The organism is Streptomyces sp. NPDC085927, assembly GCF_044540975.1.
Classification (GTDB): Bacteria; Actinomycetota; Actinomycetes; order Streptomycetales; family Streptomycetaceae; genus Streptomyces; species Streptomyces hirsutus.
Genome location: NZ_JBITSN010000009.1, coordinates 277,178 through 303,567 on the forward strand (window position 1 = coordinate 277,178; position 26,390 = coordinate 303,567).

25 protein-coding genes are annotated in these 26,390 nt (G+C 71.2%); 10 read left to right on the forward strand and 15 right to left on the reverse strand.

Annotated elements, in window-relative coordinates:
• Positions 1–130: 130 nt before the first annotated feature.
• The 6 genes from hflX to miaA all read right to left on the reverse strand — a co-directional run bounded on the left by hflX (position 131) and on the right by miaA (position 8,629).
• Positions 131–1,627, reverse strand: coding sequence for a GTPase HflX (hflX, locus tag ACIF80_RS24185; RefSeq protein WP_399808147.1), 1,497 nt, complete (start codon positions 1,625–1,627; stop codon positions 131–133).
• 146 nt (positions 1,628–1,773) lie between these two features.
• A complete protein-coding gene (locus tag ACIF80_RS24190) occupies positions 1,774–3,483 on the reverse strand; it encodes a M1 family metallopeptidase (RefSeq protein ID WP_399808150.1) in 1,710 nt (569 codons plus the stop codon).
• Positions 3,484–3,616: 133 nt separating this feature from the next.
• Positions 3,617–5,821 carry a RelA/SpoT family protein gene (locus tag ACIF80_RS24195; RefSeq protein WP_399808153.1) on the reverse strand — a complete coding sequence of 735 codons (2,205 nt, stop codon included), beginning with the start codon at positions 5,819–5,821 and terminating at the stop codon, positions 3,617–3,619.
• 296 nt (positions 5,822–6,117) lie between these two features.
• On the reverse strand, positions 6,118–7,011 hold the full coding sequence (gene dapF, locus ACIF80_RS24200; protein ID WP_399808156.1) for a diaminopimelate epimerase: 894 nt from the start codon (positions 7,009–7,011) through the stop codon (positions 6,118–6,120).
• 67 nt (positions 7,012–7,078) lie between these two features.
• Positions 7,079–7,582 (reverse strand): hypothetical protein, encoded by a 504-nt coding sequence (locus ACIF80_RS24205; RefSeq protein ID WP_399808254.1) that lies wholly within the window; start codon positions 7,580–7,582, stop codon positions 7,079–7,081.
• Between the two features lie 108 nt (positions 7,583–7,690).
• Positions 7,691–8,629: a tRNA (adenosine(37)-N6)-dimethylallyltransferase MiaA gene (gene miaA / locus ACIF80_RS24210; protein WP_399808158.1), complete on the reverse strand. Its 939-nt coding sequence runs from the start codon at positions 8,627–8,629 to the stop codon at positions 7,691–7,693.
• A gap of 204 nt (positions 8,630–8,833) precedes the next feature.
• On the opposite strand from miaA, the gene ACIF80_RS24215 reads away from it, so the two are divergent.
• Positions 8,834–9,103: an antitoxin gene (locus ACIF80_RS24215; protein WP_399808161.1), complete on the forward strand. Its 270-nt coding sequence runs from the start codon at positions 8,834–8,836 to the stop codon at positions 9,101–9,103.
• A gap of 132 nt (positions 9,104–9,235) precedes the next feature.
• Here ACIF80_RS24215 and ACIF80_RS24220 read toward each other — a convergent pair whose 3' ends face one another.
• The 3 genes from ACIF80_RS24220 to ACIF80_RS24230 form a co-directional block, all read right to left on the reverse strand.
• Positions 9,236–9,958: a class III extradiol dioxygenase subunit B-like domain-containing protein gene (locus ACIF80_RS24220; RefSeq protein WP_399808257.1), complete on the reverse strand. Its 723-nt coding sequence runs from the start codon at positions 9,956–9,958 to the stop codon at positions 9,236–9,238.
• A gap of 327 nt (positions 9,959–10,285) precedes the next feature.
• On the reverse strand, positions 10,286–11,803 hold the full coding sequence (gene miaB, locus ACIF80_RS24225) for a tRNA (N6-isopentenyl adenosine(37)-C2)-methylthiotransferase MiaB (protein WP_399808164.1): 1,518 nt from the start codon (positions 11,801–11,803) through the stop codon (positions 10,286–10,288).
• Between the two features lie 104 nt (positions 11,804–11,907).
• Positions 11,908–12,324 carry a MazG nucleotide pyrophosphohydrolase domain-containing protein gene (locus ACIF80_RS24230; protein WP_399808167.1) on the reverse strand — a complete coding sequence of 139 codons (417 nt, stop codon included), beginning with the start codon at positions 12,322–12,324 and terminating at the stop codon, positions 11,908–11,910.
• Between the two features lie 76 nt (positions 12,325–12,400).
• Here ACIF80_RS24230 and ACIF80_RS24235 point away from each other — a divergent pair, with 76 nt between their 5' ends.
• Entirely contained in the window at positions 12,401–13,396 is a 996-nt protein-coding gene (locus ACIF80_RS24235; RefSeq protein WP_399808169.1) for a TAXI family TRAP transporter solute-binding subunit, read from the forward strand.
• Here the strand turns inward: ACIF80_RS24235 and ACIF80_RS24240 are convergent.
• Positions 13,375–14,808, reverse strand: coding sequence for a sensor histidine kinase (locus ACIF80_RS24240; protein WP_399808171.1), 1,434 nt, complete (start codon positions 14,806–14,808; stop codon positions 13,375–13,377). The genes ACIF80_RS24235 and ACIF80_RS24240 overlap by 22 nt on opposite strands.
• A gap of 15 nt (positions 14,809–14,823) precedes the next feature.
• Positions 14,824–15,510 carry a response regulator transcription factor gene (locus tag ACIF80_RS24245; RefSeq protein WP_399808174.1) on the reverse strand — a complete coding sequence of 229 codons (687 nt, stop codon included), beginning with the start codon at positions 15,508–15,510 and terminating at the stop codon, positions 14,824–14,826.
• Positions 15,511–15,809: 299 nt separating this feature from the next.
• Between ACIF80_RS24245 and ACIF80_RS24250 the strand changes: the two genes are divergently transcribed.
• From ACIF80_RS24250 to ACIF80_RS24285, 8 genes are all read left to right on the forward strand, one after another.
• Positions 15,810–16,586 (forward strand): amino acid ABC transporter ATP-binding protein, encoded by a 777-nt coding sequence (locus ACIF80_RS24250; RefSeq protein WP_399808177.1) that lies wholly within the window; start codon positions 15,810–15,812, stop codon positions 16,584–16,586.
• A gap of 110 nt (positions 16,587–16,696) precedes the next feature.
• Positions 16,697–17,542 carry a glutamate ABC transporter substrate-binding protein gene (locus ACIF80_RS24255; protein ID WP_399808179.1) on the forward strand — a complete coding sequence of 282 codons (846 nt, stop codon included), beginning with the start codon at positions 16,697–16,699 and terminating at the stop codon, positions 17,540–17,542.
• Positions 17,543–17,656: 114 nt separating this feature from the next.
• Complete coding sequence (locus ACIF80_RS24260) at positions 17,657–18,334, forward strand: amino acid ABC transporter permease (protein ID WP_399808181.1); 678 nt, start codon at positions 17,657–17,659, stop codon at positions 18,332–18,334.
• Entirely contained in the window at positions 18,331–19,236 is a 906-nt protein-coding gene (locus tag ACIF80_RS24265) for an amino acid ABC transporter permease (protein WP_399808183.1), read from the forward strand. Before ACIF80_RS24260 ends, ACIF80_RS24265 begins: the two co-directional genes overlap by 4 nt.
• 304 nt (positions 19,237–19,540) lie before the next feature.
• Positions 19,541–21,205: an FAD-dependent monooxygenase gene (locus ACIF80_RS24270; RefSeq protein WP_399808186.1), complete on the forward strand. Its 1,665-nt coding sequence runs from the start codon at positions 19,541–19,543 to the stop codon at positions 21,203–21,205.
• Between the two features lie 149 nt (positions 21,206–21,354).
• On the forward strand, positions 21,355–21,426 hold the full coding sequence (locus ACIF80_RS24275) for a putative leader peptide (protein WP_324618291.1): 72 nt from the start codon (positions 21,355–21,357) through the stop codon (positions 21,424–21,426).
• Between the two features lie 89 nt (positions 21,427–21,515).
• Positions 21,516–22,121, forward strand: coding sequence for a cysteine dioxygenase (locus ACIF80_RS24280; protein WP_399808189.1), 606 nt, complete (start codon positions 21,516–21,518; stop codon positions 22,119–22,121).
• Positions 22,118–22,528, forward strand: a complete 411-nt coding sequence (locus tag ACIF80_RS24285) for a rhodanese-like domain-containing protein (RefSeq protein ID WP_399808191.1) — start codon at positions 22,118–22,120, stop codon at positions 22,526–22,528. The genes ACIF80_RS24280 and ACIF80_RS24285 overlap by 4 nt, the downstream gene beginning before the upstream one ends.
• Positions 22,529–22,537: 9 nt before the next feature.
• On the opposite strand, the gene recX is transcribed toward ACIF80_RS24285, so the two are convergent.
• The 4 genes from recX to ACIF80_RS24305 all read right to left on the reverse strand — a co-directional run bounded on the left by recX (position 22,538) and on the right by ACIF80_RS24305 (position 26,343).
• Positions 22,538–23,377 carry a recombination regulator RecX gene (recX, locus tag ACIF80_RS24290; RefSeq protein WP_399808194.1) on the reverse strand — a complete coding sequence of 280 codons (840 nt, stop codon included), beginning with the start codon at positions 23,375–23,377 and terminating at the stop codon, positions 22,538–22,540.
• Between the two features lie 3 nt (positions 23,378–23,380).
• Positions 23,381–24,499, reverse strand: a complete 1,119-nt coding sequence (recA, locus tag ACIF80_RS24295; protein WP_399808196.1) for a recombinase RecA — start codon at positions 24,497–24,499, stop codon at positions 23,381–23,383.
• 297 nt (positions 24,500–24,796) lie between these two features.
• Entirely contained in the window at positions 24,797–26,089 is a 1,293-nt protein-coding gene (locus ACIF80_RS24300; protein ID WP_399808197.1) for an AI-2E family transporter, read from the reverse strand.
• A 59-nt stretch (positions 26,090–26,148) separates the two neighbouring features.
• Positions 26,149–26,343 (reverse strand): DUF3046 domain-containing protein, encoded by a 195-nt coding sequence (locus tag ACIF80_RS24305; protein WP_399808199.1) that lies wholly within the window; start codon positions 26,341–26,343, stop codon positions 26,149–26,151.
• Between the last annotated feature and the right edge of the window lie 47 nt (positions 26,344–26,390).

Consider the following 26,390-nt stretch of genomic DNA (forward strand, 5'->3'; position numbering starts at 1 on the left):
GGCGGGGGGGGGGGGCCGCGGGGGGCCCGGCCCCGGGGGGGCCCCCGCCCCCCCCCCGCCCCCCCCCCCCCCCCCGCGGGGGGGGGGGGGGGGCCGGCCCGGGGGCCCCGCGAAGCCGCGGGCCGTGGACTCAGCCGGCGGTCGGCGTGGGCACGAACGGCATGAGCTCCGCCGCCAGTTCCTCGTGCACCCGCACCTTGAGCAAGGTGCCCTCCGCGGTGTGCTCCTCGGAGATCACCTCGCCCTCGTCGTGGGCGCGGGCGACCAGCTTGCCGTGCGTGTACGGCACGAGTGCCTCGACCTCCACGGCCGGGCGGGGCAGCTCGTTGTCGAGGAGGGCGAGCAGTTCGTCGATGCCCTGGCCGGTGCGGGCCGAGACCGCGATGGAGCGCTTCTCCTCCCGCAGCAGACGCTGGAGCGTCAGCGGGTCCGCCGCGTCGGCCTTGTTGATCACGACGATCTCGGGTACGCCGGTGGCGCCGACGTCCCTGATCACCTCGCGCACGGCGGCCAGCTGCTCCTCCGGGACGGGGTGCGAACCGTCCACCACGTGCAGGATCAGATCGGCGTCGCCGACCTCCTCCATCGTGGAGCGGAACGCCTCGACGAGGTGGTGCGGCAGGTGCCGGACGAAGCCGACGGTGTCGACCAGCGTGTACAGCCGTCCGCCCGGCGTCTCGGCCCGGCGCACGGTCGGGTCGAGGGTCGCGAACAGGGCGTTCTCGACCAGCACGCCCGCGCCCGTGAGGCGGTTGAGCAGCGAGGACTTGCCGGCGTTGGTGTAGCCCGCGATGGCGACGGACGGCACCTTGTTGCGCTTGCGTTCCTGGCGCTTGATGTCGCGGCCGGTCTTCATCTCCGCGATCTCCCGGCGCATCTTCGCCATCTTCTCGCGGATCCGGCGCCGGTCGGTCTCGATCTTGGTCTCACCGGGGCCACGGGTGGCGAGTCCGCCGCCCGAGCCGCCGCCCATCTGCCGGGACAGCGACTGGCCCCAGCCGCGCAGCCTCGGCAGCATGTACTGCATCTGCGCGAGCGCGACCTGCGCCTTGCCCTCCCGGGACTTGGCGTGCTGGGCGAAGATGTCCAGGATCAGGGCCGTCCGGTCGATGACCTTGACCTTGACGACGTCCTCGAGGTGGATCAGCTGGCCGGGGCTCAGCTCACCGTCGCAGACGACCGTGTCCGCGCCCGTTTCGAGCACGATGTCACGCAGCTCCTGGGCCTTGCCGGAGCCGATGAAGGTCGCCGCGTCGGGCTTGTCGCGGCGCTGGGTCACGCCGTCGAGCACGAGGGCGCCCGCCGTCTCCGCCAGGGCGGCGAGCTCCGCGAGGGAGTTCTCCGCGTCCTGCACGGTTCCCGATGTCCACACGCCGACGAGTACGACGCGCTCCAGGCGGAGCTGCCGGTACTCGACCTCGGTGACGTCCTCGAGTTCGGTGGAGAGGCCGGCGACGCGGCGCAGAGCCGCGCGCTCGGAGCGGTCGAGCTGGTCGCCGTCCCGCTCTCCGTCGATCTCGAGGCTCCAGGCGACGTCCGCTTCCATCAGGGCATCGGCCCGGAGGCCCTCGGGGTAGGTCCGCGCGAAGCGCTTGGTGTCCTGGGAAGGGGAAGAAGAGGAGGTCATTGGGTCCTTACGTCGATACGTCGATGGGAGATCGCAGGGGTGACGGAGTCCGTCCGTCACCCCTCACAACGCACGAGTCTCCCGGGAGATTCCCGTGCCCCGTGCGGCGGCGTCCTGACGATGGTGGCACGGCACGACACGTCTCGTCACCGTGTTTGTTCCCGGCTCGCGCCCGGTCGATGCGCGGCCGGGCCGGAACGTTCCGTGGGCTGTGCGGCGGATTCGGGGGCCGTGGGCCGGTGGCCCGTGAACCTGTAGGCCGTGGACTTCTCCGGGGCCCGCTCCGTGGACTTCCAGTCCGGGTGGCCGGGCATCGGCGGGGTCTTCACGTCGTGGAGCCAGGCGTTCAGGAATCCGGTCAGGTCGCGTCTCGCGGTGTCGGAGGCGAGCCGGACGAAGTCGGCCGTGGAAGCCGTGCCGTCCCGGTGCCGGGTCACCCAGCGCCGTTCCAGGCGGTCGAACGCGGTAGGGCCGATCTCCTCGCGCAGGGCGTACAGCACGAGTGCGGAACCGTCGTACACGATCGGCCGGAAGATGCTGATCTTCTGGCCGGGCCGCGGTGCCTTGGGAGCGGCGGGTGGTCCGCCCTCCGCGCGCCAGCGGTCGGAGGCCTCGTAGGCGGTCTTCATCCGGGCCTCGAGGGACCGGCCGGCCTTCTCCTGCGCGTACAGCGCCTCGTACCAGGTGGCATGGGCCTCGTTGAGCCACAGGTCGGACCAGGTGCTGGGGCTGACGCTGTTGCCGAACCACTGGTGGGCGAGCTCGTGCACCATGATCGACTCGACGTACCACGCGGGGTAGGCCGGGTCGGTGAAGAGTTCCCGCTCGAAGAGGGACAGCGTCTGGGTCTCGAGTTCGAAACCGGTGGAGACGTCGGCCATGAGCAGGCCGTACGTCTCGAACGGGTAGCTGCCGACCTTGTTCTCCATCCAGGCGATCTGGTCCGGGGTCTTCGCCAGCCACGGTTCGAGCTGTTCGCGGTGGGCCGTGGGGACGACGTCGCGCAGCGGCAGCCCCTGCGGGCCGGTGCGGTGCAGGACCGTGGAGCGGCCGATGGACACCTGGGCGAGTTCGGTGGCCATGGGGTGCCGGGTGCGGTACGTCCAGGTCGTCGTCGCCGCGCGCGTGCGGTCGACATGGATCGGCACGCCGTTGGCGATGGCCGTGTGACCGTCGGGGGCAGTGATGCGGAACGTGAAGAAGGCCTTGTCGGACGGGTGGTCGTTGCACGGGAAGACCAGGTGCGCGGCGTCGGCCTGGTTGGCCATGGCGAGACCGTCCGCGGTGCGCACCCAGCCGCCGTCACGGCCCTCCGCGGCCACCGGATCGCTGGTGTGGCGCACGGTGATACGGGTCCGTTCGCCGGCGTCCAGGCCGCTCACGGGCGTGATCACGAGGTCCTCACCGGCGGTGGTGAAGGCGGCTGGGGTGCCGTCGACCTCGACCGAGTGGACCGTGCCGTGGGCGAAGTCGAGGTTGATCCGGTCCAGGTCCGTGGTCGTCCGGGCCTCGATCCTCGTGGTGGCCTGGAGCGGGGTGTCGTTCGTGCCGGGGTAGCTGAGGGCGAGGTGGTACGACGCCACGTCGTACCCGGGGTTGCCCAGGTGCGGGAAGAGACGGTCGCCGATGCCCAGCGGCGTGGCGGGGGCGCTCGCGGCGAGGAGGCAGACGGAGACGGCCGACGCGAGCAGCGCCGCGGACGTCCGCCGACGGCGGCCCCGGGGGGCCGGCGTACGGGCGGCCGGTACGGGGGCGGCCTGACGGACGGGGGCCGGACGGCCGGAGACCGGGCCGTGCGGGGCGGGATGTTCGGGGGCCGGTTCGGGGACGGCCGGGCCGTGGGGAGTGCGCAGCATGGGCCCACGGCTATCAGCGCGCGCGTGCGCGGTTACGGCGGCGCGCTCCCGGTCCACCCGATCGGGTGTGCCGATGGCCGAGGGGGTGTCCGAGGAGGCCTCCGGCCGGGTGGTGTCCCCGCGCGCCTCGCTGTCAGGTTCTCTGGGGCTGCGGCTTGGCCCGGCTCACGTCGTACACACCCGCCACCTTGCGCATCGCGCGCATGAGGACGGGCAGGTGGGCGGCGTCCGGCAGCTGCACGGTGTACGTGTGCCGCACCTGCTGGTGGGTCGGGGGTTCGACGGTCGCGGAGACGATCTCGGCGCCTTCGGCGGCCATGGCCTCGGTGAGGTCGGCGAGCAGATGGGGGCGGACGAACGATTCGGCGACCAGGGTGACCCGGCACTCGGCGCCCTCCCCCCAGCGCACGCCGACCTCCGCACGCCCCGCGCTTTTCATGCGCGTCACGACGGCGCACTCGATCCGGTGCACGGCGACCGCTCCTCCGCGCACGGCGAATCCGGTCACTTCGTCGGGCGGTACGGGCGTACAGCAGCCGGCGAGCCGCACCGGCGCGCCGGGCCGGTCGGCCAGGACCTGGGCACCGCCGGAGGAACCGGACACCGTCCCGGAAGCCGGTGCGGCGGCGGGCTCGCCCGCGGCGGGACGCGTGGCCGCCCGGGTCTCCCCGGACCCGGCCCGGCCCCCCTCGGGCGGCTCGGCGGGATCGACGGGGTGCGAGGGGTGGGCGGTCAGCCACCGCTGAATGGCGATCCGGGCGGCCGGGGTACGGGCGTGCTCCAGCCACTCCCTGGAGGGCTCGGAGGCGGGGTCCTGGCCCATCAGGAGCTGGACGGTGTCCCCGTCCTTCAGCACGGTGCGCAGTGTCGCCAGGCGGCCGTTGACGCGGGCGCCGATGCACGCGTGCGCGTCCTCGCCGTACTGCGCGTACGCGGCGTCCACACAGGTCGCGCCGTCGGGCAGGCCGATCGTGCCGCCGTCCGGGCGGAACACGGTGATCTCGCGGTCCTGGGCGAGGTCCTCGCGCAGCGTGGACCAGAAGGTGTCGGGGTCGGGCGCGCCGCGCTGCCACTCCAGGAGCCGGGAGAGCCAGCCGGGCCGGGTCGGGTCGACGCGTTCGCCGTCGCTCGTCGACTGCTCCTCCCCCGGGACGGCATAGGGGTTGCCGAGGGCGACGACACCGGCCTCGGCGACCTTGTGCATCAGGTGCGTACGGATGAGGACTTCGACGACCTGCCCGTCGTCGCGCGCGACGGCGGTGTGCAGCGACTGGTACAGGTTGAACTTGGGTACCGCGATGAAGTCCTTGAACTCCGAGACGACGGGTGTCATGCAGGTGTGCAGCTCGCCCAGGACGCCGTAGCAGTCGGCGTCCTCGTTCACCAGCACCAGCAGCCGGCCGAAGTCGGCGCCGCGCAGCCGGCCGCGTTTGCGGGACACGCGGTGCACGGAGACGAAGTGACGGGGGCGGATGAGGACCTCGGCGGTGAGGTCCGCCTCGCGCAGCACCTTGCGCACCTCGTCGGCGACCTCGGCGAGCGGGTCGTCCGCGCGGGAGGCGTTGCGGAGGATCAGCTCGCGCGTGTGCTTGTTCTCCTCGGGATGCAGGATCGCGAAGACCAGGTCCTCGAGTTCCGTCTTGAGCGCCTGGACGCCGAGCCGTTCGGCGAGCGGGATGAGGACGTCCCGGGTCACCTTGGCGATGCGTTCCTGCTTCTCGGGGCGCATCACCCCGAGGGTGCGCATGTTGTGCAGCCGGTCGGCGAGTTTGATCGACATCACGCGGACGTCGTTGCCGGTGGCGACCAGCATCTTGCGGAAGGTCTCGGGCTCGGCCGCGGCACCGTAGTCGACCTTCTCGAGCTTGGTGACGCCGTCGACGAGATAGCACACCTCCTCGCCGAACTGCTCACGGACCTGATCGAGCGTCACCTCCGTGTCCTCGACGGTGTCGTGGAGCAGGGAGGCCGTCAAGGTCGTGGTCTCGGCCCCGAGTTCGGCGAGGATGAGGGTCACGGCGAGCGGATGGGTGATGTACGGCTCGCCGCTCTTGCGCATCTGTCCCCGGTGCGAGGACTCGGCCAGGAGATAGGCGCGGCGCAGCGGGTCGAGACCGGCGTCGGGATAGTGGGCACGGTGGGCTTCGACCACATGGCCGATGGCGTCGGGGAGCCGGTCGCGGGAGGCGGGTCCGAGGAATGCGGCGCGGCCCAGCCGACGCAGGTCGAGCCGGGAGCGGGCCTTCCTCCGTGTCCCTGTGGGCGTGACATGACCTGGTGTCGCAGACCCCGTTGTCACGGGGCCTGGGGTCGCAGGTTTCGCGGCCTCCGCATTCATGGGCACCTCCGGCGGCGTTGACCGGCGGACGCATGCCCAGGGCGGACTCGGGCTCAGGAGACGGTGCTCGTCCCCGTCCGGGCCGGTGCTTGATGCTACCGAGCCCAGCACGTGCGACCGACCGCCTCCCTCCGAGCGTGAAACGGATCACTCCTTCGAGCGAAGACCGTCACAGCGGCGATTTCACGCCACGGGATCAGAGGCACGCCATGCTCTCGAAGCCGAACCGGGCCCCGCACCCCACGGATGCGGTCGGCCGGCACGCGCTGTTCTTGGATACCAAGCCGGTACCGGGCTCAGCGGGGCAGGTTCTCCAGCCACTCGCTCTCGATCACGCCCTCGGCGACGATCACCGCGGGCCCCGTCATCTCGATCTCCCCGTCGGGCCGTTCGGTGATCATCAGAGTGCCGCCGGGCACATCCACCGTGTACGTCACCGGGCTTTTGGTGACCCGCGGGTCGACGCCGTCCCGGCGGGCCGTGGCCACGGCGACCGCGCAGGCGCCCGTGCCGCACGAGCGGGTCTCACCGGCCCCCCGCTCGTGGACGCGCAGCGCCACGTGCCGCGGGCCGCGGTCGGCCACGAACTCCACGTTGACGCCGTCCGGATAGACCGAGGCGGGGCTGAACGGGGGTGCGGTGAGCAGGTCGCCGGCGTGGTCGAGGTCGTCCACGAAGGCCACGGCGTGCGGATTGCCCATGTTCACGTTCCGCGCGGGCCAGCTGCGTCCGCCGACGCTCACGGTGACGCCGTCGCCGGGCAGCAGTGCCCGGCCCATGCCGACGGTGATGTCACCCGCGGCGGAGCCGCTGTCGGACGCGGTCTTGGCGATGCGCACCGCCTTCACGCCGCCGCGCGTGGCGATCGCGATGTCCCCCTCGGCCACATGTCCCGCACGCTGGAGGTAGCGCGCGAACACACGCACTCCGTTGCCGCACATCTCGGCGATGGAACCGTCGCCGTTGCGGTAGTCCATGAACCACTCGGCCTCGGCCGCCAGGTGCCGCGCCTCGGGGTGCGCGGCGGACCGCACCACGTGCAGCAGCCCGTCGCCGCCGATACCCGCGCGGCGGTCGCAGAGGGCCGCGACGGAGGCGGGGGGCAGGTCGATGGCGTTCTCGGGGTCCGGAACGATCACGAAGTCGTTCTCGGTGCCGTGCCCCTTGAGGAAGGCGATCCGCGTGCTCATCCCTCGATCGTACGGGGCTCCCACGACAGCGCGCCCCGGCCCTCGCAGCGCACGGGGCCGGCGGGCGTCAGCGGAGGCGGGCGACCCGCCAGACCGCCAGGGCGACCACCACGGCGACCACCACGGCGTAGGCGATCACGACCCTCCAGTCGGGTCTGCGACCGGAGTTCCGGGCCGGCAGGCCGGGCCAGGTGTAGCCCACCCTGCGGGCCGCCATCATGCCCCAGCCGGCCGCGCAGGAGCAGATCAGCAGGCCCAGCATGGCGATCACGGCGCCACTGTCGCCGAAGTCGAAGGCGAGCGGGAACGCGAACATCAGGGAGCCGACCGCGGCCAGGCCGACGATGGGGGCGAGCTGCCAGATGCGCAGCCGGCGCTGCGGGCGCAGCTCGACCTCGACCTCGTCGCCGCCCGCGAACATCTCGTCCGGCTCGGGGCCGTCGTCGGTCACTCCGCCCTGTGTCTCGTCCGGCCCGTCGGGGCTGAGAAGGTCAGGGTCCTGCTCCGGTACACCTCGCTCGGTGGTGAGGTGTTCGGTGCCGTGTGCGGTGTCGCGAGGGCCGGCCTCCATCGCCACGCGCCCTCCCAACTTGGACTCCACTTGGTCGATCGAAGCTCGATGATGGCACGGCGTCAGAGGCCCGGATGACGGCCTGGGCGTCCCGATGCCATGACGTGATCAGGCTGTAACCGGTCGTTCGACCAACGACAACGCGAGCTGCGGAAGTTCCGTCAGGTCCGCCGCGGCCCCACTCAACCAATGCACCCGCGGGTCGCGCCTGAACCATGAATCCTGGCGGCGCGCGAAGCGCTTGGTGGCGCGGACGGTCTCGGACCGCGCGTCCTCCAGGGTGCACTCTCCGGCGAGCGCGGAGAGCACCTGCTGGTAGCCGAGCGCGCGCGAGGCCGTACGCCCCTCGCGCAACCCTTGCGCCTCCAGTGCGCGCACTTCGTCCACGAGACCCGCGTCCCACATCCGGTCGACCCGGTCGGCGATCCGCGCGTCCAGCTCGGGGCGGGCGACGTCGACACCGATCTGGAGGGTGTCGTAGACCGAGTCGTGGCCGGGAAGGTTGGCGGTGAAGGGCAGGCCGGTGATCTCGATCACTTCGAGCGCCCGGACGATCCGGCGGCCGTTGCTCGGCAGGATGGCCCGCGCGGCCTCGGGGTCGGCGGCGGCGAGGCGGGCGTGCAGCGCGCCGGATCCGCGCAGGGTGAGCTCCTCCTCCAGGCGCGACCGTACGTCGGGGTCGGTGCCCGGGAACTCGAGGTGGTCGACGGCCCCGCGGACGTAGAGGCCGGAGCCCCCGACGAGGACGGGCCAGCGTCCGGCGGCGAGCAGGGCGTCGATCCGCTCCCGGGCGAGGCGCTGGTACTCGGCGACGGACGCGGTGACGGTCACGTCCCAGATGTCCAGGAGGTGGTGCGGGACGCCCCCGCGCTCCTCGGGCGTCAGCTTGGCGGTTCCGATGTCCATCCCCCGGTAGAGCTGCATGGAGTCGGCGTTGACGACTTCACCGCCAAGCTCTCGGGCCAGGAAAACGCCCAGATCGGACTTTCCGGCTGCGGTGGGGCCGACGACGGCGATGACCTGGGGGGTGGGGAGTGCGCTGCTCACCGGTCCAGTCTCGCAAACCCCACAGTCGGCCCTCCATCGAGTGGCGTGACGCGACGGGTGCGGGGCCGCACCCGGGGGCGGGTTTCGGCCACGGAGGGGCCGCGCGGCGGGGCGGGACCGCGTTCGCGCGAGTACCGTATGGAGTGGATATGGGTGTTTTCGCACAGGAGTGCACACGAACCGTACCGCGAGGGAAGGTGGACCATGGGTCTCCTGGACAACATGAAGGCCAAGCTGGGGCCTGCCAAGGACAAGGTCTCGGACCTCGCACAGCAGCACGGGGGCAAGATCCAGCACGGGCTGGACAAGGCCGCGAAGACCGCCGACGAGCGGACCAAGGGCAAGTACAGCGACAGGATCCAGAAGGGCACCGGCAGGGCCAAGGGCGCCATGGACCGGCTCGCCCACAAGAACGAACCCGGCCCGGACGCGGGCGGCACCACTCCCCCGGCGGGGCCGCCGCCCGCGCACTGAGCACTGGGCACTGGATCGGCATAGGGCCGGGAACGCACACCGCATGGGGCGTTCCCGGCCTTCGGTCGTTCCGGGCCTTCCGTCGTTCCACGCCGTCCGACGTGCCGGGCGGGCGTCGTGCGGAGCCGGCTCCTACGACCAGGTGGCCACCATGTAGCCCACCCCGTACGGAGCGTCCTCGTACAGCAGCGTGCCCCGCAGAGCGGTCCCCCCCGCTTCGGCCGCCCCCGCCAGGACCTGCCAGGGCGCCCGGCCGGACGCCTTGAGGCCGCGCGCCAGACCGCTGTCCAGTGCCTGCAGGGCCGCCGTGTCGGCCGCTCCCAGCGCCCGCGCGGCCTCCGCGTCGAAGGGCGCCGCCCGCTCGTCGAGGTAGCCCGGTGCCTTGAGCGTGCGGCAGGCGCTGCCGTCGCCCATCACCAGCAGGGCGACCCGCTCCGCCCTGCCGGCGATGTCCCGTCCCTGTCCGGCGCACCGCTCGGCCGTCAGGGACTCGCCCACGCCGACCCCCTCGACGGGCGCGTCCGCCCACCCGGTCCGCTCCAGCAGCCAGGCGCCCACCGCGAGCGCGGTGGGCAGGGCCCGGCCGGTCGCCGTGTCCCGGTCCGCTCCGAGCCGTACGCCGAGACCGACGCCGAAGCCGTGGAAGGACCCCGTGCTGCCCTCCGGGTAGCGCTCGGGCCCCACGTCGCCGGCCACCGGGCCGACGACCACCAGCAGGTCGGGCCGGGCGGCGGCGAGCACGCCGACCGCGTCCGTGCACGCGGCCCGCGCGGCGTCCAGCTCGGGTGCGGCGCCCGCGGCCACCTCGGGCACGAGGAGGGGCGGGCACGGGCAGACTGCGGCGGCGACAAGCATGATCAGCAGCCTACTGCCGCGGCCCGGGACGGCATCCACGTCTCGCCGGTCGTCCGTGCCCCGGACGCGCTCCGCGAGGCAGTACCGCAGGCGGTGGGTGCCCAGCCCGCCCTTGACCTGCACGAAGTACGTGTCGTCGTCCACGCGGTACACCTCGCGACGCTGTTGCAGCAGTCCTCCGGCGAACCTGTGCGTGCACGCCGTCTCGTACAGCCTGCGGCGCGCCTCTTCGCGCGTGCCTTCGAAGCGTGCGACCGGCTGGAGTGTGTCCTCCCGCTCCTCCACTACGACCCGATGAGCCATGCGTCCGCCCCCGTCGCGGTCCGGTCAGTCGATGGCGCAGCCTCCGGTGGCCACGGGCAGTGGCTCGGGCACGCCCACCTTGGGCAGGCCGAGCATGACACCCGCCGGCCCGGAGGCCCCGGGAGCGTTCCGCTTCTCCCAGGCGTCGCCCGCGCGGGTGCGGCGCACGTCGAGGGCGGGGCCCTCGGCAAGGAGGTGGTGGGGGGCCGCGTAGGTGATCCCGACGGTGACGACGTCACCGGGACGGACCTCCTGCTCCGGCTTGGTGAAGTGCACCAGGCGGCTGTCCGGGGCACGGCCGGAGAGGCGGTGGGTGGTGCCGTCCTTACGGCCCTCGCCCTCGGCCACCATCAGCTCCAGGGTGCGGCCGACCTGCTTCTTGTTCTCCTCCCAGGAGATCTCCTCCTGGAGGGCGACGAGCCGCTCGTAACGCTCCTGGACGACCTTCTTGGGGATCTGGCCGTCCATCTCGGCGGCCGGGGTTCCCGGACGCTTGGAGTATTGGAAGGTGAAGGCCTGCGCGAAGCGGGCCTCGCGCACCACGTGCAGGGTCTGCTCGAAGTCCTCCTCGGTCTCGCCCGGGAAGCCCACGATGATGTCGGTGCTGATCGCCGCGTGCGGGATGGCGGCGCGGACCTTCTCGATGATGCCGAGGTAGCGCTCCTGCCGGTACGAGCGGCGCATCGCCTTGAGGACCGTGTCCGAACCGGACTGGAGCGGCATGTGGAGCTGCGGCATCACGTTGGCCGTCTCGGCCATGGCGGCGATGACGTCGTCGGTGAAGTCGCGCGGGTGGGGGGAGGTGAAGCGGACGCGCTCCAGGCCCTCGATCCTCCCGCAGGCCCGCAGCAGCTTGCTGAACGCCTCCCGGTCACCGATGTCGGAGCCGTACGCGTTGACGTTCTGGCCGAGCAGGGTGACCTCCGAGACGCCCTCGGCGACCAGTGCCTCGATCTCGGCGAGGACGTCCCCGGGGCGCCGGTCCTTCTCCTTGCCGCGCAGCGCGGGGACGATGCAGAAGGTGCAGGTGTTGTTGCAGCCGACGGAGATGGACACCCAGGCCGCGTAGGCGCTCTCGCGGCGGGTCGGAAGCGTGGACGGGAAGGCCTCCAGCGACTCGGCGATCTCGACCTGGGCCTCCTCCTGGACGCGGGCGCGCTCCAGGAGGACCGGCAGCTTGCCGATGTTGTGCGTGCCGAAGACGACGTCCACCCAGGGGGCCCGCTTCACGATGGTGTCGCGGTCCTTCTGCGCGAGGCAGCCGCCGACCGCGATCTGCATGCCGGGGCGCTGCGCCTTCCTGGGGGCGAGGTGGCCGAGGTTGCCGTAGAGCTTGTTGTCGGCGTTCTCGCGCACGGCGCAGGTGTTGAAGACGACGACGTCGGCGTCGCCGTCGGCGCCCTCGGGAGCGCGGACGTAGCCCGCGTCCTCCAGCAGCCCGGACAATCGCTCGGAGTCGTGGACGTTCATCTGGCACCCGTAGGTGCGTACTTCATAGGTGCGCGTGCCGCCCACTGACTGGCTCCGGTCGATGCTGCTCATGCCCTACAGGGTAGGCGGTCGCCACGACACTCCCCGGACTCCGCCCGGGACCGGGCCCGGGCCTGCACCGAGGGCTCTGCTCAAGCCCTCGCCCGGGACTCCGGTCAGGCGTCCCGGGGCTCCGCACCCGGCGTCCACCCCTGCCTGCGCAGTACCCGGGACACGTCCGGTGCCTCGTAGTACTCCCCCTTGAGGACCTTGCCGTCGGAGCGACGGGCGATCTCGCCGTCGGGGCCGCGTTTACTCATGTTGGCGCGGTGGATCTCGGAGATCACGGCGTCGAGGTCGATGCCGTGGACGAGCGCCGTGCCGTAGGCGACGTAGACGACGTCGGCGAGTTCGTGCGCGAGCCGGTCGAGGGGGCCGTGCACCGCCACCTCCGCCGCCTCTGCGGCCTCCTCGGCGAGCAGGTCGCCGCGATGGGCGGCGAGTTCCGGTGGGACCTCGGCCGGTGTCTCGCGCGCGTCCAGCCCGAAGGCACGGTGGAACTCGCGGACCAGGTCGGCGGGCGAAGCACTCATGCCGTGACGGTAACGGCCGTCTCCCTGGACTCTCCCGGCCTGGTCAGGGGGCGGACGGGCTGGCAGGATCGCGCACATGTCCATCGCGCCGTCCCGTATCGGCAGGCGCCGGGTCCTGCGGGGCGCGGTCGCCGGCCTCGTGGCGCTCGGACTGCTGCTGTGGTGGCTGGCGCCCTGGACCGAGGATCCGCCGCGCGGGACGGTCACGCTGAGCACGGGCACGCACGCGGGGGTCTACCAGAAGTACGGGGAGCTTCTGCGCACGTCGCTGAGCAAGGACATGCCCGACCTCGAAGTGCGGCTGCTGACGAGCGACGGTTCGCAGGAGAACGTGCGGCGCGTGGCGACCGGGCAGGCGGACTTCGCGATCGCCGCGGCCGACGCGGTGCAGACGTACAGGCTGAGCGGCGCGAAGAACGCCGACGGGCTGCGCGGGGTCGCCCGTCTCTACGACGACTACGTGCAGCTCGTGGTCCCTCCCGGCTCCGGCATCCGTTCCATCGCCGATCTGCGGGGCAAGAGGGTCGCCATAGGGCCGCCCAAGTCGGGTGTCCGGCTCATCGCCAACCGGGTGCTCAGGGCTGCCGGCATCGACCCGGAGAAGGACATCAGGCCCTTCGCGGACGGCATCGACACCGGCCCCGGACGACTCGGACAGGGGCTGGACGCGTTCTTCTGGTCGGGCGGGCTGCCCACCGACGGCCTGCGCACCCTGTCCGAGGACGCCGGCCTCAGGTTCGTGCCGATCCCGGCCGATCTGGTCGCCCGGCTGCACGATCAGGGCGGGGCCACGCGCTACTACCGTGCCACCAACATGCCGGAGTCGGCCTACCCCGGCAGCCAGCACGGTTCGACCGTCCCGACGATGGCCGTGTCCAATCTGCTGATCACACGGACGGACACGGACCCGCGCATCACCGAGTGGCTGACCCGGATCGTGCTCAAGAGCCGGGACGGCATCGGTGCGCACGTCCACTCCGCCCAGCTCGTCGACGTACGCACCGCGATCTACACCGATCCGCTCCGGCTGCACGACGGCGCGCGCCGGTACTACCGGTCCGTCAAGCCCTGAACCGTCGCCTCGCCCGTGGGCGCGCTCCTGGGCACCGTCACCGTCACCGTCAGCCCGTGCGGCTCGTGCCGGCCGTACGCGATCGAGCCGCCGCCCGCCGTGAGCAGGGCGCGGGAGATGGACAGGCCGAGGCCGGAGCCCTTGACGTTCTGGTGCCGTGAGCTGCGCCAGAAGCGGTCGCCGACGCGGACCAGCTCCTCGTCGGTCAGACCGGGGCCGTTGTCGGTGACGACGACGGTGGAGGTGTCGCCGTTGGAAGCGACGGCCACCTCGACGCTCCGGTCCTCGGGCGTGAACTTGACCGCGTTGTCGATGACCGCGTCCAGCGCGCTGGACAGGGCGACCGGGTCGGCCCATGCCGTGGTCGGCGGGCAGTCCCCGGTCAGCAGGACGCCCTTGGCCCCGGCGGTGGGCGACCACGCCGCCACGCGTTCGGCGGTCAGGGCGCCGATGTCGGTGATCTGGAGCTGAGCCTCGCTGTGTTCGGCCAGCGCCAGGCCGAGCAGGTCGTCCAGGACCTGCGCCAGCCGCTTGCCCTCGGCCTGGACGGAGGCGATCTCCTCGTTGCCCTCGGGCAGCTCCAGGGCGAGCAGTTCGATGCGCAGGAGCAGTGCCGAAAGCGGGTTGCGCAGCTGGTGCGAGGCATCGGCGACGAAGGCGCGCTGCTGCTCCAGCACGTTCTCGACGTTGTCCGCCATCTCGTTGAAAGACCGGGCGAGCCTGCGGAGTTCCGGCGGTCCGCCGGCCGCAGCGACCCTGGACTTCAGCCGTCCGGTGGCGATGTCGTGGGTGGTGGCGTCCAGGACCCGTACGGGCTTGAGCACCCAGCCGGCCAGCCGCAGGGCCGCGCCGACGGCCAGCAGCATCGCGGCCGCTTCGCCGGCCCCGATGAACAGCCAGCCCCGCAGGATGCGGGACCGCATCTGCCCGGTGGGCGAGTCGGTGACGACGACGGCGACGACGTCACCGTCCCGGATGACCGGCGAGGCCACCACGAGGCTGCGCCGTTCCCAGGGCCACACCTGCTCCGGGTCGTGGCTGCGCCGGCTGAGCAGCGCCTCCTGGAAGGCGTCGCGCACCTCACCGGTCCCCGGCAGGAACCAGTCGTCCGGCGCGTGCGCCATCGGGGCGTCGTTGCGGTGGAAGACGCCGGCCCGGATGCCGTACACCTCGTAGTAGCTGTGGAGTTCGCTGCTGAGGGTCTCCCGGCGCTCGTTGACGTCCCCGGTGACGGGGTCGGCGGGTTCGGTGACGAACTGGGCGAGGGCCGCGAAGCGTGCCGTGTCGTCGATCCGGTCGACGATGACCTGCTGCTGCTGCGCGCCCGCCAGACTGACCGCGAGCGGAACGCCGAGAGCGAGCAGGACGGCCGCCATCAGGACGATGAGCAGCGGCAGCAGACGTGTGTGCACCTGGTCAGGCCCGCCCTAGACCACGGGCTCGACGAGCCGGTAGCCGACTCCGCGCACGGTCTCGATGAGGGCCGGCATGCGCAGCTTGGCGCGCAGGGAGGCGACGTGCACCTCGAGGGTGCGTCCGGTCCCCTCCCAGCTGGTGCGCCACACCTCGCTGATGATCTGCTCGCGGCGGAAGACAACCCCGGGGCGCTGGGCGAGCAGGGCCAGCAAATCGAACTCCTTGCGGGTCAGCGGGACGACCGCACCGTTCACGCTGACCTGCCGGGTCGGCAGGTCGATGCGCACGGAGCCGATCCGCAGCTCGGCCTCGCCACTGCTCGGGGTCTCCTCCTGGACGGTGCGCCGGCTCACGGCATGGATCCGGGCGAGCAGTTCACCCGTGTCGTACGGCTTGACCACGTAGTCGTCGGCGCCGAGGTTGAGGCCGTGGATACGGGAGCGCACGTCGGAGCGGGCGGTGACCATGATCACCGGGGTGCCGGTGCGCTTGCGGATCTTTCCGCACACCTCGTAGCCGTCCTGGTCGGGCAGGCCCAGGTCGAGGAGGACGACCCCGAAGCGGTCGGCCTCGGGGACGAGCGCCCGGAGAGCCTCCTCGCCGTTGCGCGCGTGGGTGACGTCGAAACCGTGCCGCGTCAGGACGGCCGACAGGGCGGCGGCGACATGGTTGTCGTCTTCGACGAGAAGCAGTCTCATCCGGTCCCCCTTCGGTTCATCGGCCGTACCATCCGAGTGTGTAGAAAAGCGGTGGAGAAAAAACGTGTGCACGCGCGGGCGCACCTTGCAGTGACGCCGATGAACGAGGACGGCGTCAAGAGGGTTCCGGTTGCTCTTCGGTACCGTTATCCGGCCGAAACGAGCCCTGCTCACAAGTGCTACGACACGTGTCCGATTGCTATCGGATCGTGATGCTCAGATTCCCCTCAGATGTGATGACGCAGGTCTGAAGGGTTACTACTGTCCTCCCAAACCGAGGAGGACGGAGCCAGAGAGCGATGACCGAAGTATCGGTGGCCAAGGAAGATGTGGCCGCGACCGGCGATCTGGTCGTCCTGAAGAGCGTCAACAAGCATTTCGGCGCGTTGCACGTACTCCAGGACATCGACCTGACGATCGCCCGCGGTGAAGTCGTCGTCGTCATCGGGCCCTCCGGGTCCGGGAAGTCCACCCTGTGCCGCGCCATCAACCGGCTGGAGACGATCGACGACGGGTCGATCACGATCGACGGCAAGCCCCTGCCGCACGAGGGCAAGGAGCTCGCCCGGCTGCGGGCCGACGTGGGGATGGTCTTCCAGTCCTTCAACCTCTTCGCGCACAAGACCGTGCTCGAGAACGTGACGCTGGGCCAGGTCAAGGTCCGCAAGAAGGACAAGAAGGCCGCTGAGGAGCGGGCCCGTGCCCTGCTCGACCGGGTCGGCGTGGGCTCGCAGGCCGAGAAGTACCCCGCGCAGCTCTCCGGTGGCCAGCAGCAGCGTGTCGCCATCGCGCGGGCCCTGGCGATGGAGCCCAAGGTCATGCTCTTCGACGAGCCGACGTCGGCTCTCGACCCGGAGATGATCAACGAGGTTCTGGAGGTCATGCAGCAGCTCGCCCGCGACGGCATGACCATGATCGTCGTGACCCACGAGATGGGCTTCGCCCGTTCTGCCGCCAACCGCGTGGTGTTCATGGCGGACGGCCGCATCGTCGAAGAGGCGACGCCGGACCAGTTCTTCAGCAACCCGCGCAGCGACCGTGCCAAGGACTTCCTGTCGAAGATCCTTCACCACTGACGTCGTCCTGCGCCTGGCGCTCGGACGACGTGCGTCACCGGATGGCCGGGGCCGCATCACCTCACCCACACACGGGCCGCATCACCTCACCAGTCAAAAGGATGTGCACCATGAAGCTCCGCAAGGTCACCGCCGCCTCGGCCGCCGTGCTCGCCCTCGCCCTGACCGCCACCGCCTGCGGTGGCGACGACAGCGGCGACAACGCTTCGTCCTCCGGCTCCGGGGGCGGCGACAAGATCAAGATCGGCATCAAGTACGACCAGCCCGGTCTCGGCCTGAAGACGCCGGACGGCTCCTTCACCGGCTTCGACGTGGACGTGGCGACGTACGTCGCCAAGGAGCTCGGCTACGAGCCCGACCAGATCGAGTGGGTCGAGACCAAGAGCGCCGACCGCGAGAACGCCCTCGCGCGCGGTGACGTGAAGTTCATCGCGGCGACCTACTCCATCAACGACGAGCGCGCCCAGAAGGTCGACTTCGCCGGCCCGTACCTGCTGGCCCACCAGGACCTGCTGGTCAAGAGCGACTCGGACATCACCGACGCCACGGACCTGAACGACAAGAAGCTCTGTTCCGTGACCGGGTCGACCTCGGCGCAGAACGTCAAGAAGGACGCCCCGAAGGCGCAGCTCAAGCAGCTCCCCACCTACTCGGAGTGCGTCGCCGCCCTGCAGAGCGGCGCCGTGGACGCGCTGACCACCGACGACTCGATCCTCGCCGGCTACGCCTCGCAGGACCAGTACAAGGGCAAGTTCAAGCTCGCCGGCCTGAAGCTGAGCAACGAGAACTACGGCATCGGTGTCAAGAAGGGCGACACCGAGACCGTCAACAAGATCAATGACGCGCTGGAGAAGATGGTCGGCGACAAGGCCTGGGACAAGGCGGTCGAGACGAACTTCGGCCCGGCCGAGTACAACAACGAGCCGGCCCCGAAGATCGGCGACATCGTCAAGTAAGCCCAGGGCCGTCCGTAACGCGGGGTCTTGAAGGCGTGCCGCCGTCCGTCGCGATCAGGGCGGCGGCGCGCCGCGTCCGCCACGTACGCCACACACCCGGAAGCGCGGGAGATCGTGTTCGACTTCATTTCTGACTACAACGATCCAACCTTGTTGGGTGCCTTCTGGATGACGGTGAAGCTCACCGTGTTCTCGGGCATCGCCTCCCTGGTCTGGGGCACCCTGCTGGCGGCGATGCGAGTCAGCCCCGTCCCCCTGATGCGAGGGTTCGGCACTGCTTATGTGAACATCGTCCGGAACATCCCCCTGACGGTCATCATCGTCTTCACCTCGCTCGGCCTCGCCGACATCTTCGGCATGACCATGGGCGCGCCCGACGACTTCGCGCTCCAGGGCTTCCGCCTTGCGGTGCTCGGTCTGTCCGCCTACACCGCGGCCTTCGTCTGCGAGGCGCTGCGCTCCGGCATCAACACCGTGCCCGTCGGGCAGGCCGAGGCGGCCCGCGCCATCGGTCTGAACTTCTCCCAGGTGCTCGGGCTGATCGTGCTGCCGCAGGCGTTCCGCTCGGTCATCGGACCGCTCGCGAACGTGCTGATCGCGCTGACCAAGAACACGACGGTGGCGGCCGCGATCGGTGTGGCGGAGGCCGCTCTGCTGATGAAGGAAATGATCGAGAACGAGGCACAGACGCTGCTCATCGGCGCGGTCTTCGCCTTCGGATTCGTGGTACTGACCCTGCCCACCGGCCTGTTCCTCGGCTGGCTGAGCAAGCGACTGGCGGTGAAGCGGTGACCTCCGTTCTGTACGACGCCCCCGGCCCCCGGGCCAAGCGGCGCAATGTCATCTTCTCGGTCGTATTCGTCGTCCTCCTGGCCCTCTTCCTGTGGTGGGTCTACCTGGCGATGGACGACAAGGGCCAGCTGGAGTGGGCCCTGTGGAAGCCGTTCACCGAATCCGCGGCCTGGACGACGTACCTGCTGCCCGGCCTCGGCGACACCCTCAAGGCCGCGGGACTGGCCATGGTCATGGCGCTGCCGCTGGGGGCGGTCCTCGGCATCGCCCGGATGTCCGACCACCGGTGGGTGCGGGGCTCGGCCGGCACGGTGGTGGAATTCTTCCGGGCCATCCCGGTGCTGCTGCTGATGCTGTTCGCCAACGAGTTCTTCGCCCGCTCCACGGACGTCAGCACCGCGGACCGGCCCATGTACGCGGTCGTCACCGGTCTGGTGCTCTACAACGCGTCGGTCCTCGCCGAAGTCGTCCGGGCCGGCATCCTGGCCCTGCCCAAGGGGCAGACGGAGGCGGCCCAGGCGATCGGCCTGCGCAAGGGCCAGACGATGTCCAGCATCCTGCTGCCGCAGGCCGTCACGGTGATGCTCCCGGCGATCGTGACCCAGCTGGTCGTCATCGTGAAGGACACCGCGCTGGGCGGCGTGATGCTCGGCTTCACCGAGCTGCTGAACGCGCGTGGCACGCTCGCGGCCAACTACGCCAACGTCATCCCGAGCTTCATCGTCGTGGCGATCATCTTCATCGTCCTGAACTTCCTCCTCACCTCCTTCGCCTCCTGGCTCGAGGCGCGGCTGCGCCGCAGCAAGCGCAGCACGGGCGCGGTGCTCGGCCCCGACGACGTCCACGACCTCAACGCGGCCGAGGTCGGGGGCACCCGCGGGACCGGCGCGGACAACACCTGACGCACGCCCCACCGTGCGCCTGCCGTACGCCATGACTGTGGCCCGCCGTTGCCCGGCGGGCCACAGTCATGCCGGGGGCCGGCCCGCAACAGCGGTGCGAACGAACGGTGCGAACCGGACTGATGTGATGAGCAGTCAAGTGGTGTGACGAGTCCCGCCCCACTTCATGATCGCCACCGGCCTTCGGTCACTTGACGCAAGCACCGGCAATAGGTTGCATACGTTCTGTGATCGTGCACCCTGCTCCCTCTTCCTGTTCCTCCCCGTCCCTCCGGACGTCACTTCGAGCAGGGGGCGTCGCGCCGTGGACCCGGTGATCATCGTCGGAGCGGGGCCCGTCGGGCTCACGCTCGCCCTGGCTCTGGCGCGCCAGGAGGTGCCGTGCGTGGTCCTCGACGAGGGGCCGGGCGCGGACGAACCGCGTCCCGCGCGCTCCGTCGTACTCCGCGAGGACACCACGGAACTCGTGAAACGGCTGACCGGGGTGCCGCTCGCCGCCGCCGGTTCACCCTGGGCCGGATGGCGGTCGATGCGGCGCAAGCAGGTGACACATGAGATCGCCTTCGACGACACCGAACCCGGCCCCGTGCACATCGCCCAGCACGTCCTGACCGGTGCCCTGCGCGCGGCTCTCGTCGGCGAACCGCTCGTCGAGGTCGCCATGGACAGCCGTCTGGACTCCCTCGAACAGGAACCCTCCGGCGTCACCGCGCACACCCGCGGCGCCAGGGGCACCTGGTGGCGCGGCAGCTATCTGGTCGGCTGCGACGGACCCCGCTCCACCGTGCGCAAGCTCCAGGACATCCGCTTCCCCGGCCGCACGGCGGTGGAACGTCACGCCGTGGCCGCGTTGCGTACGGAGCTGCCCCGGCCCGGAGAAGCGTTGCTGCACCGGATGCCGCCGTGGCGCACCTCCGGCCCCTTCGCCGGGGAGATCAGCGCGCGCCCGCTGCCGGACGGCGTGTGGCGGCTGGACTGGCTGATGCCTCCGGGCAAGGAACTGGTCACCCCCGAACTGCTCCTCGACAGGGTCGGGGAGACCCTGGCCGGCTGGGCCGAGGGCCCGACACCGCCGTACGAACTGCTCGACACCGGGGTGCACACCGTCCACCACCGGCTCGCCCGGCGCTGGCGGGCCGGCCGTGTCTTCCTCGCCGGGGACGCCGCGCATCTGCTCGGCGCCCTGGGCACGCACGGGCTGGACGAGGGGCTCCGCGACGCCGACAACCTGGCCTGGAAGCTGGCCCTGGCCTGGCACCACGGTCCGCACGAAGCGCTGCTCGACAGTTACCAGACGGAGCGCAGGGCGATCGTCGCCGCCCGGCTGCGCGCCGCCGACCAGGCGTTGCCGCTGGTACGGGGTGGTGGAGGCCTGCGTTCCTACGTCCCCGGTGCCGCCCGCGGTCATGACGCGTTCCTGGTGGAGGGGCACCTGGGACAGGGGACGCTGGGCGCACCGGGCGTGCACGCCGACTCGCCCCTCACGCCCCCGCCTCTCGAGGGCGAGGTCCCCGTGGACACGCCGGTCGGGGCACCGGTCACCGACGTACGGGTCACGGCGGAGGACGGCACCTTCGTCCGGCTGCGGGGCCGGCTCGGCCGGGGGGCACTGCTGGTGGTGCTGGTCGCGCCGGGCACCGGGGTGTGGGAGCGCAGGCACTGGGTGTCCGCCGGAATCATGCCCCGGCTGGCGTCGGCGGTGGCGGCACTGCCGCAGCCGGCCGAACTTCTGGTCGCGGAGAGCTATCCGGGGGCGGCGGCCCACACCGTGCTGCTGGTACGCCCCGACGGGCACCTGGTCACGGCACTGAGCGGGGTCCGTCCGGCGTCCCTGTACACGGCGGCCGAGACGGCGCTCGGCGGACCGGCTCCGGCGGAGAACGGGGCGGGGGCCGCCGGGACGGATGCCGGAGCGGAAGCGGAACCGGGAGCCGAAGTCAACGCCGGTACCGGCGCGGGTTCGCGCTGAGGCCGGCGTTCCGACGCGTTGCCCCGGCGTCGCCTTGTCGACTCATCGCCGTCACTGTGTCCGTGGCTGTCCGTGGCCGTCCGCATGCTGACGGCGAGTTGATACGCGCGCGACGTCGTGGTGTACTCCGGTCCGTGACCGACACCTGTGTGCGCCTGTGGCGGAGGGTCCATATGGACCTCCTCCGCTATGCGGGCTGCGTGTGTCGCCCGTCCTTCTGAACTCGCGTTTTCCTCCCGCGCGCCGCGCGCCGCTTCCATGCCGCTGCTGCCGTGCGCGCTCCGCGAACCTTTCCTCAGGACGGTGCCACGTGTCTGCTTCCCCTGCGCTCCCCCCTGCCCTCCCCACGTCTCCCGCGGTCTCCGCGTCCGGTGCGGCTCCCGGCCCGGCCGCTGCCCCGGGCACGGCCTCCACTGCTGCCACCCGCCCCTCGCAGGCGGACCTCCTCGACTTCGTACGACGCGTCGCCGCCGACGCCGAGCTGGTCGCCTCACTGCCGCTCGATCCGGAGGGCCGCACATGGGTACGGCTCGACGGTCCCGCGGGCAGCGAGGCCTGGCTGATCGGCTGGCCGCCCGGCACGGGCACCGGCTGGCACGATCACGGGGAATCCCTCGGGGCCTTCATGACCGCGTCGGGTGAGCTGACGGAGAACGCGCTCTCCGTGCGGCTGCCCACCGACGGCTGGAAGACGCTGGAGCTGAACGACGGCGTGGACCGGGAGCGCCGGCTGGCGGCCGGCCAGGGCCGTGCCTTCGGCCGGCACCACGTGCACGAGGTGCTCAACGAGTCCCCTGCGCAGCACGCGGTCTCCGTGCACGCCTACTACCCGCCGCTCCCCCTGATGCGCCGCTACAGCCGTACCGGCCCGACACTGCGCCTGGAGCAGGTCGAGCGTCCGGCGGACTGGCAGTGAGCACGGCACCGGAGGGGGCCGCCGACGCCCCGGGGATCGACGAACTTCTGGAGCGGGTCCGCGCGGGCTACGAACGCATCGAGGCGGTCCCCGCTCACAAGGCCGCCGGCGACGGGGAAGCCCTGCTGGTCGACATCCGCTACGCGGCCCTGCGCGACCGGGACGGGACGATCCCCGGCGCCCTCGTGGTCGAGCGCAACGAACTGGAATGGCGTCTCGACCCTCGGGGCAGCCATCGCCTTCCCGAGGCGACCGGCCATGACCTGCGCGTCGTCGTGATCTGCAACGAGGGCTACGCCTCCAGCCTGGCCGCGGAATCCCTGCACCGGCTGGGGCTCCGCCGGGCCACCGACCTGATCGGCGGCTTCCAGGCCTGGCGGGCGGCGGGGCTGCCGGTACAGACGTAGAGCGGGCTCTCAGTACCCGCCGCCCTCCAGGAACTCCGTGTCCTCGCCCTCCTCCTCCAGCGCCTGCCGGACCACGCGCAGGGCGAGGCCCTCGGGGTAGCCCTTGCGGGCGAGCATGCCGGCGAGGCGGCGGATCCGCTTGTCGCGGTCGAGTCCGCGGGTGGAGCGCAGCTTGCGGGCGACGAGTTCGCGCGCGGTGGCCTCTTCCTGTTCGGAGTCGAGCTGGGAGACGGCCGCGTCGATCAGCGTGGAGTCGACGCCCTTGGTCCGGAGCTCCTGGGCAAGGGCGCGCCGTGCCAGGCCCCGGCCGTGGTGCCGGGACTCGACCCAGGCGTCCGCGAAGGCGCTGTCGTTGATCAGTCCGACCTCTTCGAACCGGGACAGCACCTCCTCGGCGGCCTCGTCCGGGATCTCCCGTTTGCGCAGGGCGTCGGCGAGCTGTTTCCGGGTGCGCGGGGTCCCGGTGAGCAGACGCAGACAGATCGCCCGCGCCCGCTCGACCGGGTCCCCCGGAGACTCCTCCCGCTCGGCCCTCGGTGAGGAGGAGTCGTCCCCGTCCGCTGCGGCCGCCTCGCCGAAAGCCCGGCGTCTGCGTCCACCACGCGGCCCGCCGTCACGCGAGCCGCTCCCCCGTGAGCCCTCTGCACGACGGGACCCGGCGCCGCGCGGGCGCCGGCCACCCCCCGGGTCCTCACTGGAGAAGTCGCCGAAGAAGCCGTCCTCGCCGCCGGCGTCCCCGTACGCCCGGTCACCGTTCGCGGCCGGGTCGTCGCCGCTTCCGGTGCCCGCCCCCCGTGGGGCGCCGGAAGCGGCGCATTCGTACTCGGCCCAGTCGGTTCGTCGGGTCACGGGTCAGCTCTTGACCGCGGCGGCCTTGGGCTTGGCGGTCTTGGCCGCCGAGGTCGGAGCCGGAGTCGCGGTCGTCTCGGCCGGAGCGGCGGCATCCGCGCTCTTCTCATCGGCCGGCTCCTCGGCCTGCACGCCGATGCCCAGCTTCTTCAGGATCTTCTTCTCGATCTCGTTGGCGAGGTCGGGGTTGTCCTTGAGGAAGTTGCGGGAGTTCTCCTTGCCCTGGCCGAGCTGGTCGCCCTCGTAGGTGTACCAGGCGCCGGCCTTGCGGACGAAGCCGTGCTCCACACCCATGTCGATCAGGCCGCCCTCGCGGCTGATGCCCTGGCCGTAGAGGATGTCGAACTCGGCCTGCTTGAAGGGCGGCGCCACCTTGTTCTTGACGACCTTGACGCGGGTGCGGTTGCCGACCGCGTCGGTGCCGTCCTTCAGCGTCTCGATCCGGCGGATGTCCAGACGCACCGAGGCGTAGAACTTCAGCGCCCGGCCACCGGTCGTGGTCTCCGGCGAGCCGAACATCACGCCGATCTTCTCGCGGAGCTGGTTGATGAAGATCGCGGTGGTCTTGGACTGGTTGAGCGCGCTGGTGATCTTCCGCAGCGCCTGGCTCATCAGGCGGGCCTGCAGACCCACGTGGCTGTCACCCATCTCACCCTCGATCTCCGCGCGCGGGACGAGCGCCGCGACGGAGTCGATCACGATGAGGTCGAGGGCGCCGGAGCGGACCAGCATGTCCACGATCTCCAGCGCCTGCTCGCCGTTGTCCGGCTGGGACAGGATCAGGTTGTCGATGTCGACGCCGAGCTTCTTCGCGTACTCGGGGTCGAGGGCGTGCTCCGCGTCCACGAAGGCGACCTGGCCGCCGGCCTTCTGCGCGTTGGCCACCGCGTGCAGGGTCAGGGTCGTCTTGCCGGAGGACTCCGGCCCGTAGACCTCCACCACACGGCCGCGGGGCAGGCCGCCGACGCCGAGGGCCACGTCGAGCGCGGTCGACCCGGTCGGGATGACCTCGATGGGCTCATTCGTCCGGTCACCCATGCGCATGACCGCGCCCTTGCCGAATTGCCGTTCAATTTGTGCGAGTGCGGCGTCGAGCGCCTTCTCGCGGTCGGTTCCTGCCATGGGTTCCACCCGATTTGCTTGAGTCGATCGCTTCACGTCAATGACGCTAGCGCCTGCCACTGACAACGCGCCCCGACGCACCTCCAGCCTGTGGACAACCAGGGCCCATTCCTGCCCGAATCGGGCTATAGCACCCACGCCCGGGACTCACTGGCACCCCTATAAGAATAGATGTTCGATTTTTGTGTCAAGCGCATCCCCCGGCACCCTCACGAGTCGTTCACCCTTCACCGTCTGCTCGGGACCGACGGTTTCACACCGTCGGTCCCGAGCAGACGGTGAAGCGGTCTGCCGGGCTCAGGAGTCCTCGGCGTCCCGGCCCCGGGGGCGCGCCGGGCCCGGCCGGCGCGCCCAGAGGTGCCGGGCCCGGCCGGCGAGGCTCCGCCGCTCGCCGGGGCCGGGACCGCCGTTGTCGGAACCCGTCCCGCGGTGGCCGTGCACACGGGGATCGTCGGTGACGTCGTAGCGCTTCACGTACGCGCCCAGGAACGCCTGGAGGGTGGCGACCGCGGGAATGGCGATCAGCGCGCCGACGGCGCCGAGCAGGGCAGTTCCCATGACGACCGAGCCGAAGGCGACCGCCGGGTGGATGTCCACGGTCTTCGAGGTCAGCTTGGGCTGCAGCACGTAGTTCTCGAACTGCTGGTAGATCACCACGAAGATCAGCACCCACAGCGCGTACCAGGGATCGACCGTGAAGGCGATCAGCATGGGCAGGGCGCCCGCGAGATACGTGCCGATGGTGGGGATGAACTGCGACACCAGGCCCACCCACACGGCGAGCACGGGCGCGTAGGGCACCTCGAGGATCTCCAGCAGCACGTAGTGGGCCATGCCGGAGATCAGCGCCATCAGTCCGCGCGAGTAGAGGTAGCCGCCGGTCTTGTTCACGGCGATCTCCCACGCGCGCAGCACCTCGGCCTGCCGCGCGGGCGGCAGCACGGAGCAGATGGTGCGGCGCAGCCGCGGGCCGTCGGCGGCGAAGTAGAACGAGAACAGCCCGATGGTCAGCAGCTGGAACAGGCCCCCCAGGACCTGCGTGGAGACGTCCAGGACGCCGGTGGCGCTGTTCTGCACGTAGTTGCGCAGCCAGTCGGAGCGGAGCAGACCCTCCTGGATGTCCACCCGCCGCAGCTCGGTCTGGAAGTGCGTGTTGATCCAGTTGATGACGGAGTCGAGGTACTCCGGGAAGTCCTCGACGATCTTGATGATCTGTCCCGCCAGCATGGATCCGAGCAGCGTGACGAAGCCCGCCGCCACGATCAGCACCCCCAGGAAGACCAGGAAGGTGCCCAGCCCCCGGCGCACCCCGCGCACGGCCATCCAGCTCACCGCGGGCTCGACGGCGAGCGCCAGGAAGAACGCGATGAGAATGTTGATCAGCAGACCGGTGAGCTCGTGGAAGGCCCAGCTGCCCAGCTGGAACAGCGCGACCAGTGTGAGCGCGAGCAGCATGGCACGCGGCAGCCAGCGCGGCATGCGGGAGCCGGGCGGCGGGGCCGCACCGTCCACCGGAGGACCGGGCGGCGGCGGCGTGCCCGGCGCGGAGGGGTGCTGGGCTGCCTGTCCGGTCTCTTCAGTGGGTGCCACGGGGCAAGTCTCGCCCACACCACCGGCAGCCGTCTGCCCTCTGACGATCTCTGTGACGATCAGCGCTTTTCCCGGGGAACCTCCATCACCGCGCAGACCACCTGCCAGACGTCCCTGGCGGCCCAGCCGGCCTCCAGCGCCCCGTGCACGGTGCGCCCGTCGAGTTCCGACATGACGTGATCGCGCGCGAAGGTGTCGGCGTAGCCCGTGCCGAAGTGCTCCGCCATCCGTTCCCAGAAGACCGTCAACCGCATGCCCCCAGTATCCCGTCCACGGGGGAGAGCCGGTGCGGGGACCGCCT